A 12,256-nucleotide genomic window follows, 5' to 3' on the forward strand; every position below is an offset into this window, starting at 1 on the left:
CATGAAGGCACTGGTCAAGGCAAAGCCGGAGCCGGGGCTGTGGATGGAATATGTCTCGGTGCCCGAACCGGGGCCGAAGGATGTGCTGATCAAGGTCCGCAAATCCGCGATCTGCGGCACCGACGTGCATATCTGGAAATGGGACGAATTCAGCGCCAAGACAGTGCCGGTTCCGATGGTCGTCGGCCATGAATTCGTGGGCGAGATCGCCGATATGGGCGCGGCGGCGACGCGATACAAGATCGGCCAGCGGGTCAGCGGCGAGGGGCATATCGTCTGCGGCACCTGCCGCAACTGTCGCGCGGGGCGCGGGCAGCTGTGCCGCAATACCAAGGGCGTCGGTGTGAACCGGCCGGGCAGCTTTGCCGAATATGTCTGCATCCCCGAGATGAACGTCGTGCCGATCCCCGAGGATGTGCCGGACGAGATTGCGGCGATCTTCGATCCCTTCGGCAACGCCGTGCATACCGCGCTCAGCTTTGATCTGGTGGGCGAGGATGTGCTGGTCACCGGCGCGGGGCCCATCGGCATCATGGGCGCGCTGGTTGCGCAGAAGGTGGGCGCGCGGAAGGTGGTGATCACGGACATCAACCAGTATCGGTTGGATCTGGCGCGCGATATGGGCGTTCAGCACGTTGTTGATGTCTCGAAAGAGCAGCTGAGTGACGTCATGGACCGCATCGGCATGACCGAGGGCTTTGACGTGGGGCTGGAAATGTCGGGCGCCCCGGCGGCGATGCAGCAGATGATCAGCCGCATGAACAATGGCGGCAAGATCGCCCTTCTGGGCATCGCGCCGACCGAATTTGCCGTCGACTGGAACGCCATCATCTTCAAGATGCTGCACGTCAAAGGGATCTATGGCCGCGAGATGTTCGAGACGTGGTACAAGATGATCGCGCTGGTGCAGTCCGGTCTGGACGTGTCGGGCCTGATCACGCACCGCATCGGGATCGACGATTTCGAGGAGGGCTTTGCCGCGATGATTTCGGGCAATTCGGGCAAGGTGGTGATGGATTGGACCTGATCCGGCGGCCCGGGCGCGCCGCACCTGTCGGGATTTGGGTATTTGGACCAAGAAAAAGCCCTGGCGGATCAAGCTGGGGTGAGCGGAGTGTAATACCGCTTGGATTTTGCGGCCGCGCGCCCATTTATCTGACCAATATGCCATGAAACAAGGAGCCTGCCATGAGCCGTTACACCAAAGACCCGGACGCCATCGCCCGGCTGAGCCCCGAAGAGTACCGCGTCACGCAGCAAAGCGGGACGGAGCGGCCCGGCACCGGCAAGCTGCTGGGGAACAAGGCGCCGGGGATTTATGTCGATATCGTGTCGGGCGAGCCGCTGTTTGCGTCCTCGGACAAGTTCGAGAGCGGCTGCGGCTGGCCCAGTTTCACCAAGCCGATCGAGCCTGCGCATGTCGCCGAGCTGCGTGACGAAACGCTGGGGATGAGCCGTATCGAAGTGCGCAGCACCCATGGCGACAGCCACCTGGGCCATGTCTTTCCTGATGGGCCGCGCGACAGGGGCGGGCTGCGCTATTGCATCAATTCGGCCTCGTTGCGCTTCGTGCCGAAGGAGGACATGGAGGCCGAGGGTTACGGCGATTATCTGGACCAGGTGGAGGATGTGGCATGAGCGAAGAGCGCGCCGTTCTGGCGGGGGGATGTTTTTGGGGGATGGAGGATCTGATCCGCAAGCGTGACGGGGTCATTTCCACGCGCGTCGGCTATACCGGCGGCGATGTGCCCGATGCCACGTATCGCAATCATGGCACCCATGCGGAGGGGATCGAGATCATGTTCGATCCGGACAAGATCAGCTATCGCCAGATTCTCGAGCTGTTTTTTCAGATCCACGATCCGACGACGCTGAACCGGCAGGGCAATGACGTGGGGCTCAGCTATCGCTCGGCGATCTATTACGTGGATGACGCGCAGCGCGAAGAGGCATTGCGCACCATTCGCGATGTGGAGGCCAGCGGCAAGTGGCCCGGCAAGGTCGTGACCGAGGTCGAGCCCGTGGGCGATTTCTGGGAGGCGGAGCCGGAACATCAGGATTATCTGGTGCGCGTGCCGAACGGGTATACCTGCCATTTCGTGCGCCCCGATTGGGTTCTGCCGCGCAGCTGACGGCGCGGCGCCTGACCTGATCGCCCGGCCTTGACCTTGTGTCTGGCCGGGCGCATGCATGGCGCAAAGGGAGCCATGCCATGCAGCCGGTCAAGGCGATCACGCTGAAATTATGCGCGGTCGTTCTGTTCATCGTAATGTCGTCACTGATCAAGGCGACGTCGGACGCTGTCCCGGCGGGCGAGGCTGTTTTCTTTCGCTCGCTCTTGGCCATACCGGTCACCTTGATCTGGCTGGTGATGCTGGGCGAGTTGTCTACCGGCCTTCGGGTCCGGTCCGTCTGGGGCCATGTGCGCCGCGGCGTGACGGGCACCCTTGCCGTGGCGCTGAGCTTTGTGGGATTGGGCCTGTTGCCGCTGCCGGAGGTGACGGCGCTGAACTACAGCTCCTCGCTGTTGGTGGTGATTTTCGCCGCGCTTTTCCTGGGCGAGAGGGTGGGCATCTTTCGCATCAGCGCCGTTTTGGTCGGGCTGATCGGCGTCATCATCATCCTCGCGCCGAAGCTGAGCATCTTCGGCGGCGCCCCCGTTCAGCGCACCGAGGTGATCGGCGCCGTCGTGGTTCTGGCCGGCGCCACCTGCGCGGCCTTTGCCCAGATCACGATCCGCAAACTGGTGCAGACCGAGCATCCCGCCGCGATCGCGTTCTATTTCTCGGTCACGGCGACGGCGCTGTCGCTGCTGAGTGCGCCGTTCGGCTGGGTCTGGCCCGCTGGATGGCCGTTGGTTCAGCTGATCCTTGCCGGGGTTTTCGGGGGCATGGCGCAGATATTCCTGACGCTGTCCTATCGATATGCGGATGCCAGCATCGTGGCGCCGTTCGACTATGCGTCGATGGTATTCGCGCTGGGCATCGGGTATTTCATCTTCGACGAGGTGCCGACCGCCGCAATGCTGATCGGGGCGGCCCTGATCGCTGCCGCGGGCATCGCGATCATCCTGCGCGAACATCATCTGGGGCTGAAACGGGGCCGCGCCCGCGCGCTGCGCACGCCGCAAGGGTGATGGAACAGACACGGCAAGCCGCGCGTTTCGGGTGCAACTTCATCTGAAACGCGAGGCATCCAATGACCGACACATTCCAGACGATCAATCCCGCCACCGGCGAGACCATCCAAAGCTATAGCCACATCAGCAATGACGACATGAACGCCAAGATCGAGGCGTGTCACAAGGCATTCCAGAGCTGGCGCAAGCAAAGCCATGAGGACCGCGGCAAGGTGCTGAAAGGCATCGGGGCCAAGCTGCGCGAACGCAAGGAAGAGCTGGCGCAACTGATGACCCAAGAGATGGGCAAGCTGCTGGAACATTCGCGCCAGGAGGTCGATCTTTGCGCCGCCATTTGCGATTATACCGCCGAAAACGGCCCCAAGGAGCTGGCCACAGAAGAGCGCGAGATCGCCAATGGCAAGCGCGGGCGCGTGGCGCATGCGCCGCTGGGCGTGATCTATGGCATTCAGCCGTGGAATTTTCCGGCCTACCAGGTGGTGCGCTACTCCATCGCCAATCTTATGGCCGGTAACGGCGTGCTGCTGAAACATGCGGCGAACGTGACCGGCTCGGGCCTTTTGCTGGAAGAGATCTATCGCGAGGGCGGCTTGCCCGAGGGACTGTTTACCGCTCTTGTGATTTCCCATGACCAATCCGACAAGGTGATCGACCATGATCTGGTGCGCGGCGTGACCCTGACGGGCAGCCCTGGTGCGGGCAGTCACGTGGGCGCGCGCGCGGCGAAGGCGCTGAAGAAGTCGGTGCTGGAGCTGGGCTCGAACGACGCTTATCTGGTGCTGGCCGACGCGGATCTGGAAACCGCGGTCGAGATTTGTGTGAATGGCCGGATCTACAACAACGGCCAGACCTGCATCGCCGCCAAACGGTTTATCGTGGTTGAGTCGCAATATGACGCGTTCCGCGATGCCTTTGTCGAGAAGATGAAGGCGATCAAAGCGGGCGATCCCACCAAGGAGGGCACCGATCTGGGCCCGATGGCGCGCGAGGATCTGCGCGACGATCTGCATGAACAGGTCGAAAAGAGCGTCGCGAAGGGCGCGACCATCCTTTGCGGCGGCGAAATGCCGGGCGGTGATGGCTATTACTATCCCTCGACCGTTCTGGCCGATGTGAAGCCGGGCCAGCCTGCCTATGACGAAGAGCTGTTCGGCCCGGTCGCGTCGCTGATCCGCGCCAAGGATGACAAGGACGCCATGCGCATCGCCAATGACAGCCGTTTCGGTCTGGGCGGCGGCATCATCTCGCAGGACACCGAGGCGGCCGTGAAGCTGGCCGAGGAGGAGTTCGACACCGGCATGGTGTTCATCAACGGGTTCGGCATGGCGACGCCGAACATGCCGTTCGGCGGCGTCAAGGATGCCGGGTATGGCCGCGAGCATGGTGGCTTTGGCATGAAGGAATTCACCAACACCAAGGCCGTGCTTGTGATGAGCTGACGCTTCTCGCGAGGGGTTCCGGGCTATGCCCCGGTTGCCCACATCGCGGCGTAGACCGGCCAGAACCACGCCCGCCGAAACCGCCCCAGCGGCCAGCGTTTCGGCGGGCTTTGCATGATGCGGGGATATGTATTGCCGGGCGTGCGATCCTGCGCCAGATCGGCCAGCAGCGCCCCGGCATAGGTGGCCATCGCCACGCCGTTGCCGTGATAGGACAGCGCCGTGAACGCGCCCGGCATCGTGTCGATCGGTCCGACATAGGGGGTCAGATCGCGCGCGAGGCTCAGCAGGCCATGCCAGCGATGGGGCGCATCGACATCGCGCCAGGCGGGAAACATCGTGTCGAAATGTTGGCGGATGTTGTGGTCCATGCGCGCGTCCGCCCAAGGCGCGCTGAATAGCCCGTCGCGCATTCCGAACAGCATGCGGTTGTCCGGCATCAGGCGGAAGTAATGCAGGAAAAACCTGTCGTCAAAGCACGCCTGACGCGTGGTCCAGCCTTGGGCCGCCAGTTCGTCCCCGGTCATCGGGCGGGTGACCAGCACGTTGGACTGCGTCGGCAGGTAGCGGCCCTTCATCCAGTCCGGCAGATCATCCGAGCTGTATCCGTTCGTCGCCACGATCAGGCGGCGGGCCTGAATACGGGCCTCGGCGGTGGTCAGGGTAAAGCTGCGCCCTTGCTCGATCCGTTGGACGGGGCTGCGTCCGCTGATGCGCACGCCTGCGGCGCGGGCGGCGGTGGCGAGCCCCTGGACGTATTTCATCGGGTTCAGGGAAAATCCGATGGGCGTGGTCAGCGCGCCGTGAAAGGACCCGCTCATGCCGTTCTGTGCCAGCGCATCCTTGGGCGTCAGCGTGGGCGTGACGCCGTAATCGCGCTCGATGTCCTGCGCCCGTTTGTCAAACCCGGCATAGGCGGCGGGGGTGTGGGCCATCACGGTTTCGCCGTCCGAATGGCGGTCCACCTGCATGTCATGGCGGGTTATCAGATCTTCGGCCAGCTTTACCGCCTGCGGCTCGGTCATGCGGAATTCGCGGCGCGCGTCCTCTCCGAACTGGCGGGCGAGGGCTTTGTCGCTGGCGGCCGATCCGCCGAGACAGCAAAAGCCGCCATTGCGCCCCGACGCGCCCCACCCGACATCATGCGCCTCAAGCACGATCACATCCGCGCCGTCCTGCGCCAGATGGAGCGCGGCGGACAGGCCGGTGAAGCCGGCGCCGATGATCGCGACATCCGCCGTCAGGGTGCCGCGCGCAGGCGGGTTTGCCTCGGCGTCCACCGTGGTGGGCCAATAGCAGTTCGCGCGCGGCGCCTCGCCATAGGCATGAGGCGGATAGATCCGCATCATGTGCCTGCCGCGCGCTCGTCCGCCTGCCGTTTCAGGCTGCTTCGCTTGCTGATCAGCGATGCGGATATGACGCCGACCGTCACCACCGAAATCATAAGGGTCGACAATGCGTTGATCTCGGGGCTCAGGCCCAGGCGGATCGACGACCAGATCTTGATCGGCAGCGTGGTCGAGGATGGCCCGGCGGTGAAGCTGGCGATCACCAGATCGTCAAGGCTGAGCGTGAAGGCCAGCAGCCAGCCGGAGATGACCGCCGGCGCGATGATGGGCAGCGTGACGAGGAAAAACGCCTGCATCTGCGAACAGCCCAGATCCAGCGCCGCTTCCTCCAGCGATTGATCGAAGCTGACAAGGCGCGAGGACACCACGACCGACACGTAGCACATCGAAAATGTCGTATGCGCCAGCACGATGGTCAGAACGCCCCGGTCGATGTTCAGGCCGATGAACAGCAGCAGCAGCGACAGGCCGGTGATGACCTCCGGCATGACGAGCGGCGCATAGATCATGCCGGAAAACAGCGTGCGCCCGGCAAAGCGGCCCGACCGGACCAGCACCAGCGCCGCCATCGTGCCCAGCACCGTGGCGATGGATGAGGACAGGACCGCCACCTTGACCGTGACCCACGCGGCATCCAGAAACGCCTGATTCTGGAGCAATTCGCCATACCAGCGGGTGGAAAACCCGGCCCAGACCGTGACCAGCTTACCCGCGTTGAAGCTGTAGATGATCAGGATCACCATCGGCAGATACAGGAACGCGAATCCCAGCGTCAGGGACGTGGCGTTGAACCATGTGACGCGCCTCATCCTTCGGCCTCCCGCTGTTTTTGCTCATTGCGCTGGAACAGCACGATGGGGATGATCAGGATCAGCAGCAGAATGACCGCCACGGCACTGGCCACCGGCCAGTCGCGGTTGTTGAAGAATTCCTCCCACAGGACCTTGCCGATCATCAGGGTTTTCGACCCGCCCAGCAGCGACGGGATGACAAACTCGCCGATGGTGGGGATGAAGACCAGAAAACAGCCCGCGATGATGCCGTTTTTCGACAGCGGGAACGTCACCAGCCAGAAGGCCGTCAGGCGGCTGCATCCCAGATCCTCGGCCGCCTCCAGCAAGGATGCGTCCATCCGTTCCAGCGCGGCATAGATCGGCAGGATCATGAAGGGCAGATAGGTGTAAACGATGCCGATATAGACCGCGATATTGGTATTGAGGATCGTCAACGGCTCGGAGATGAGGCCCAGCGACAGCAAAAGCTGGTTCAGATATCCCTCGTTCGACAGGATGCCGACCCAGGAATAGACCCGGATCAGGAAGCTGGTCCAGAAGGGCAGGATCACCAGCATCATCAGTGTCGGACGCCAGTGATCCGGCGCGCTGGCCATGCCGTAGGCGATGGGATAGGCGACGATCAGGGTCAGGAATGTCGCGACAAAGGCGATTTTCAGCGACGAAAGATATGCCTTCCAGTAAAGATCGTCGGTGGTGAGGAATTCGAAATTCTCGAAATCCAGCTCGGCAAAGAATGCGCGGATACCCTCCCAGCCTGCGCTGAAATCCAGCGTCGGGGTATAGGGGGGAATGGCCAGTGCCGTGTCGCTGAGGCTGATTTTCAGCACGATCAGGAACGGCACCAGAAACAGGGCCAGCAGCCAGAAATAGGGAACGGCGATCAGGATCAGGCGGCGCATTGCTCTAGCCCTCCAACAGCACGCCGGCAGTATCGGTCCAGCTGAGCCAGACACTATCCTCCCAGGTGAAGCTGCGGCGCGACAGACGGCGGGTGTTGGCCGTCTGGGCCTTGATGATCTGGTCATTCTCCAGCTTGACGTGATAGGTCGACAGGTTCCCAAGGTAGGCGATATCGAGGATCGTCCCCTTCAGCGCGTTGCGCGTGTCGGGCTTGTCGGCCGTGATCGCCACCTTTTCGGGGCGAATGGCCAAGTGGCAGGTCTGCCCGTTCTGGAAATCCTTGCCGGATTCGGCGTGCAGCGTCGGCTGCCCTTCGGCAAAGTCGATGTCATAGCCGTTGCCGTTTTTCGTCGCGCGCCCCTCGATGATGGTCACGTCCCCGATGAAGTCGGCAACATAGACCGAATTGGGCCGCTCATAGATGTTGGCGGGCGTGTCGGCCTGCATGATCTTGCCGTCATCCATCACCGCAACGCGGCTGGCGACGGTCATCGCCTCTTCCTGATCGTGGGTGACGATGACGAATGTCGTGCCGGTCTTTTCCTGAATATCCACCAGCTCGAACTGGGTATCCTGCCGCAGCTTGGCATCCAGCGCGCCCAACGGCTCGTCCAGCAGCAGGAGCTTGGGCGCCTTGGCAAGACTGCGGGCAAGCGCGACGCGCTGGCGCTGGCCGCCGGAGATCTGATGCGGCTTGCGCTGGGCGAATTTCTCCAGGCGGACCAGTTTCAGCATCTGCGCGACGCGCTCGGCGATCTCGTCCTTGGGCTTGCGGTCCCGTTTCAGCCCGAAGGCGATGTTGTCCCAGACGGACAGATGCGGGAACAGCGCGTAGGACTGGAACATCATGTTTACCGCCCGCTTGTTGGGCGGAATGGGCGCCATGTCCTGACCGGCCAGCAGGATCGTGCCTTCGGTCGGTTTTTCAAATCCGGCCAGCATCCGCATCATCGTGGTCTTGCCACAGCCCGACGGGCCGAGCAGGGCAAAGAATTCGCGTTCGTAGATGTCGAATGTCTGGTTGTCGATGGCGACGAATTCGCCGAAGCGCTTGGTTACGTTCTTGAACTGGATCAGCGGCTTGGCCTGCGGATCGTTCCATGGCTCGAAAACGGTCTGGCTCATCTGTGCTCCCGCATGGGGTGTCAAAAAAGCCCGCGCAAACCATGTTGCGCGGGCCGGGATCTGCGGGGTGTCAGGTGCCCGACTTGATCTTGGTCCACAGGCGCGTGACGACGCGCTGAACCTTCGGCTCGAACGGGGTGGTGGTGAACAGGTTGTTCAGCGTCTCCTCGTCCGGGTAGACTGCGGTATCGCCGATCACGTCTTCGACCAGATATTCCTGCGCCGCCTTGTTGCCGTTGGCGTAATAGACATAGTTCGACGCCGCCGCCGCGTTTTCGGGATCCATGATGAAGTTCAGGAACTTGTGCGCGCCGTCCGGGTTGGGCGCATCGACCGGGATCGCCATCTGGTCAAACCACATCTGCGCACCCTCCTTGGGGGCGTTATAGACGATCTCGACACCGTTATCGGCCTCGGCCGCACGGTCGCGCGCCTGAAGGATGTCACCGGACCAGCCGACGGCGACGCAGATATCGCCGTTCGCCAGCGCGTTGATGAACTCGCTGGAGTGGAATTTGCGGATATAGGGCCGGACGGGCATGAACACGTCCTCGACCTTTGCGATCACGTCGGGATCGTGGCTGTCGGGGTCCTCGCCCAGGAATTTCAGCGCCATCGGGATCATCTCGGCAGGGGCATCCAGGAAATGCACGCCGCATTCTGCCAGCTTTTCCATGTTCTCGGGTTTGAACACCAGATCGAGCGAGCCGATCGGGGCATCCTCGCCCAGCGCCTCGCGGACCTTGCCGACGTTCACGCCGATGCCGGTCGTGCCCCACATGTAGTTGATCGAATATTCGTTGCCCGGATCATACTGCTCGGTCCGGTCGGCAATGAGCTGCCACAGGTTGTCGTGATTCGGCAGCTTCTCCATATCCAGCTTCTGAAAGGCGCCGGCCGTGATCTGGCGCTGAAGGAACGTGCCCGAGGGCACAACCACGTCATAGCCGGATCCGCCGGCCAGCATCTTCGTCTCCAGTACCTCGTTGCTGTCGAACACGTCATAGATCAGATCGAGCCCGGTTTCGCTCCGGAACTTGTCCAGCAACGATTCGTCGATGTAGTCGGACCAGTTGTAGACGCGGACTTCCTCGGCCATTGCGGCGGTGGCCGTGAGCGCAGCCGCGATCGTGATGGTCAGAATGGTATTCTTCATTTTTATCTCCCGTTGGATCGGTAATCATGTTACCGCTGCCGCGAATTTGATCAAGTTTTATCGCTTATGGCAATATGGTAATGTTTTCACGGGGCCGTTAAACTCGCAACCGGCGACATTGCAAAACCTTCGGAGCGTCATTTTCAATGCAGCGTTCAGTCCAGACCACCAGCACGACCGCGCCTGCGATGCCGGCCCATGCCCAGGTTTATCTGCGCCTGCGTGACATGGTGCTCTACGGTGATCTGACACCGGGGCAGGCGGTCACGATCCAGGGCCTGACCGAGCGGCTGAGCGCCGGCATGACCCCCGTTCGCGAGGCGATCCGCCGACTGATTTCGCAAGGCGCGCTGGAGTCGCGCGGCAACAGACGGGTCAGTGTCCCGCTGCTGACCGCCGCCGATATCAGCGAGATCATCGTGGCGCGCGAATGGCTGGATCCGTATCTGACACGGCAGGCGATGACATGCCTGACCGCGGCGGACATAGACGCGTTGACGCGGCTGGACCGCGCTCTGGACGGGGCGATCCGGCAGGGCGATCTGCGGGCTTATCTGCATCTGAATCATCAGTTTCACCTTCACATCTACAAACTAGCGCAGTCGCCCATCCTGTCCGATCTGGCCGAGGGGCTATGGCTGCGCTTCGGCCCGTCGATGCGTGTTCTGTGCGGGCGGATGGGCACGCAGAACCTGCCCGACAATCACAAGCAGACGCTGATCGCCATGCAGGCGGGCGACGCCGATGCGGCGGCCGCCGCGATTCAGGCGGATGTCCGGCAGGGCATGGATCAACTGCGCGCCTCCCTGTCCGAGGGCGCAGATTACGAGTGATTCGATTGACAATATGTAATTTGATCATATTGTCGCCGCCACTTGGGTAGGCCGTCCCGCTGCCCTGTCAAATTCAGTGAATGAAAGGCCAGCACATGAACATGATTGCCAACCACCCGCCCACAGCCGAGCTTCAGGCGCTGGATGCCGCGCACCACCTGCACCCCTTCACCCATGGCGGCGAGTTGAAGCAGAAGGGCGCGCGCGTCATCACCCGCGCCAAGGGCGTGACGCTGACCGACAGCGACGGCAACGATTACCTCGACGGGATGGCGGGCCTTTGGTGCGTCAACATCGGCTATGGCCGGGACGAGCTGGCCGAGGCCGCGTCGCGCCAGATGCGCGAGCTGCCCTATTACAACACGTTCTTTCAGACCACGCATGTGCCCGCCATCGCGCTGGCGAACAAGCTGGCGGAACTGGCGCCGCGCGATCTGAACCACGTGTTCTTTGCCGGCTCCGGGTCCGAGGCGAATGACACCAACATCCGCATGGTGCGCACCTATTGGGCCGAAAAGGGCAAGCCGGAAAAGAACGTCATCATCAGCCGCAAGAACGCCTATCACGGCTCCTCCATGGGCAGCGGATCGCTGGGCGGGATGTCCTTCATGCACGAGCAGGGCGGCCTGCCGATCCCCGACATCTGCCACATCGATCAGCCGCATTGGTGGAAGGAAGGCGGCGACATGTCCCCCGAGGAATTCGGGCTGGAGCGTGCACGCCAATTGGAGCAGAAGATCGAGGAGTTGGGCGAGGACCGCGTCGCGGCCTTCATCGCCGAGCCGGTTCAGGGCGCCGGCGGTGTCGTCATCGCGCCCAGCACCTACTGGCCCGAAATTCAGCGCATCTGCGACAAGTACGAGATCCTGCTGATCGCCGACGAGGTGATCTGTGGCTTTGGGCGCACGGGCAGCTGGTTCGGATCGGAGACGCTGAACATCCGCCCGCATATCATGACCATCGCCAAGGGCCTGAGCAGCGGCTATGCGCCCATCGGCGGCTCGATCGTGTGTGACGAGGTGGCCGAGGTCATCAACAATTGCGAATTCGCGCACGGCTATACCTATTCGGGGCACCCGATGGCTTGCGCGGTCGCGCTGGAAAACCTGCGCATCCTTGAAGAAGAGGGCATCGTCGACCGCGTCGCCAGCCATTCGGCCGCTTATCTGGCGGACAAGTGGAAAGGTCTGGCCGATCATCCGCTGGTGGGCGAGGCGACGACCATCGGCATGATGGGCTCGATCGTGCTGACGCCCGATGCCTCCAGCCGTGCGGCCTTTGCCGGGGACGAGGGCGACGCCGGGCTGATCACGCGCGAGCATTGCTTCCAGAACGGTCTGATCATGCGGCATGTGGGCGATCGCATGATCATCTCGCCGCCGCTGATCATCACGGATGCCGAGATGGACACACTGGTCGAGCGGGCATGGAAGGCGCTGGATCTGGCGCACAAGCAGCTGAAGGACGAAGGCAAGCTGAAAGCCGCCTGAGGGTTTTCACCGCCTGGGCCCTGGCCCC

12 protein-coding genes are annotated in these 12,256 nt (G+C 62.5%); 7 read left to right on the forward strand and 5 right to left on the reverse strand.

Annotation, left to right across the window (positions count from 1 at the left end; all coding sequences use genetic code 11):
• Position 1: 1 nt before the first annotated feature.
• From tdh to DC366_RS08010, 5 genes are all read left to right on the forward strand, one after another.
• Positions 2-1,027, forward strand: a complete 1,026-nt coding sequence (gene tdh / locus DC366_RS07990) for an L-threonine 3-dehydrogenase (protein ID WP_207768673.1) — start codon at positions 2-4, stop codon at positions 1,025-1,027.
• Positions 1,028-1,188: 161 nt separating this feature from the next.
• Positions 1,189-1,638, forward strand: a complete 450-nt coding sequence (gene msrB, locus DC366_RS07995) for a peptide-methionine (R)-S-oxide reductase MsrB (protein ID WP_108691657.1) — start codon at positions 1,189-1,191, stop codon at positions 1,636-1,638.
• Positions 1,635-2,132 carry a peptide-methionine (S)-S-oxide reductase MsrA gene (msrA, locus tag DC366_RS08000; protein ID WP_108691658.1) on the forward strand — a complete coding sequence of 166 codons (498 nt, stop codon included), beginning with the start codon at positions 1,635-1,637 and terminating at the stop codon, positions 2,130-2,132. Before msrB ends, msrA begins: the two co-directional genes overlap by 4 nt.
• A gap of 80 nt (positions 2,133-2,212) precedes the next feature.
• Positions 2,213-3,136 carry a DMT family transporter gene (locus DC366_RS08005; protein ID WP_108691659.1) on the forward strand — a complete coding sequence of 308 codons (924 nt, stop codon included), beginning with the start codon at positions 2,213-2,215 and terminating at the stop codon, positions 3,134-3,136.
• A 62-nt stretch (positions 3,137-3,198) separates the two neighbouring features.
• The gene (locus DC366_RS08010; RefSeq protein WP_108691660.1) at positions 3,199-4,578 is read left to right on the forward strand and encodes an NAD-dependent succinate-semialdehyde dehydrogenase; all 1,380 of its coding nucleotides are present in this window, start codon (positions 3,199-3,201) and stop codon (positions 4,576-4,578) included.
• A gap of 23 nt (positions 4,579-4,601) precedes the next feature.
• Here DC366_RS08010 and DC366_RS08015 read toward each other — a convergent pair whose 3' ends face one another.
• The 5 genes from DC366_RS08015 to DC366_RS08035 form a co-directional block, all read right to left on the reverse strand.
• A complete protein-coding gene (locus tag DC366_RS08015) occupies positions 4,602-5,927 on the reverse strand; it encodes an NAD(P)/FAD-dependent oxidoreductase (RefSeq protein ID WP_108691661.1) in 1,326 nt (441 codons plus the stop codon).
• On the reverse strand, positions 5,924-6,736 hold the full coding sequence (locus DC366_RS08020) for an ABC transporter permease (RefSeq protein ID WP_108691662.1): 813 nt from the start codon (positions 6,734-6,736) through the stop codon (positions 5,924-5,926). Before DC366_RS08020 ends, DC366_RS08015 begins: the two co-directional genes overlap by 4 nt.
• On the reverse strand, positions 6,733-7,623 hold the full coding sequence (locus DC366_RS08025; protein WP_108691663.1) for an ABC transporter permease subunit: 891 nt from the start codon (positions 7,621-7,623) through the stop codon (positions 6,733-6,735). The genes DC366_RS08020 and DC366_RS08025 overlap by 4 nt, the downstream gene beginning before the upstream one ends.
• 4 nt (positions 7,624-7,627) lie before the next feature.
• Positions 7,628-8,749, reverse strand: coding sequence for an ABC transporter ATP-binding protein (locus DC366_RS08030; protein WP_108691664.1), 1,122 nt, complete (start codon positions 8,747-8,749; stop codon positions 7,628-7,630).
• A 70-nt stretch (positions 8,750-8,819) separates the two neighbouring features.
• Complete coding sequence (locus DC366_RS08035; RefSeq protein ID WP_108691665.1) at positions 8,820-9,905, reverse strand: polyamine ABC transporter substrate-binding protein; 1,086 nt, start codon at positions 9,903-9,905, stop codon at positions 8,820-8,822.
• 146 nt (positions 9,906-10,051) lie between these two features.
• Here DC366_RS08035 and DC366_RS08040 point away from each other — a divergent pair, with 146 nt between their 5' ends.
• Positions 10,052-10,738 carry a GntR family transcriptional regulator gene (locus DC366_RS08040; protein ID WP_108691666.1) on the forward strand — a complete coding sequence of 229 codons (687 nt, stop codon included), beginning with the start codon at positions 10,052-10,054 and terminating at the stop codon, positions 10,736-10,738.
• Between the two features lie 95 nt (positions 10,739-10,833).
• The gene (locus DC366_RS08045) at positions 10,834-12,228 is read left to right on the forward strand and encodes an aspartate aminotransferase family protein (RefSeq protein ID WP_108691739.1); all 1,395 of its coding nucleotides are present in this window, start codon (positions 10,834-10,836) and stop codon (positions 12,226-12,228) included.
• Positions 12,229-12,256: the final 28 nt, after the last annotated feature.

This window comes from Pelagivirga sediminicola (genome assembly GCF_003072125.1).
Taxonomy (GTDB): Bacteria; Pseudomonadota; Alphaproteobacteria; order Rhodobacterales; family Rhodobacteraceae; genus Roseovarius; species Roseovarius sediminicola.

Coding starts and splice junctions, on each gene's coding strand:
- tdh (WP_207768673.1), top strand. CDS start 2: ATGAAGGCACTGGTCAAGGCAAAGCCGGAGCCGGGGCTGTGGATGGAA.
- msrB (WP_108691657.1), top strand. CDS start 1,189: ATGAGCCGTTACACCAAAGACCCGGACGCCATCGCCCGGCTGAGCCCC.
- msrA (WP_108691658.1), top strand. CDS start 1,635: ATGAGCGAAGAGCGCGCCGTTCTGGCGGGGGGATGTTTTTGGGGGATG.
- DC366_RS08005 (WP_108691659.1), top strand. CDS start 2,213: ATGCAGCCGGTCAAGGCGATCACGCTGAAATTATGCGCGGTCGTTCTG.
- DC366_RS08010 (WP_108691660.1), top strand. CDS start 3,199: ATGACCGACACATTCCAGACGATCAATCCCGCCACCGGCGAGACCATC.
- DC366_RS08015 (WP_108691661.1), bottom strand. CDS start 5,927: ATGATGCGGATCTATCCGCCTCATGCCTATGGCGAGGCGCCGCGCGCG.
- DC366_RS08020 (WP_108691662.1), bottom strand. CDS start 6,736: ATGAGGCGCGTCACATGGTTCAACGCCACGTCCCTGACGCTGGGATTC.
- DC366_RS08025 (WP_108691663.1), bottom strand. CDS start 7,623: ATGCGCCGCCTGATCCTGATCGCCGTTCCCTATTTCTGGCTGCTGGCC.
- DC366_RS08030 (WP_108691664.1), bottom strand. CDS start 8,749: ATGAGCCAGACCGTTTTCGAGCCATGGAACGATCCGCAGGCCAAGCCG.
- DC366_RS08035 (WP_108691665.1), bottom strand. CDS start 9,905: ATGAAGAATACCATTCTGACCATCACGATCGCGGCTGCGCTCACGGCC.
- DC366_RS08040 (WP_108691666.1), top strand. CDS start 10,052: ATGCAGCGTTCAGTCCAGACCACCAGCACGACCGCGCCTGCGATGCCG.
- DC366_RS08045 (WP_108691739.1), top strand. CDS start 10,834: ATGAACATGATTGCCAACCACCCGCCCACAGCCGAGCTTCAGGCGCTG.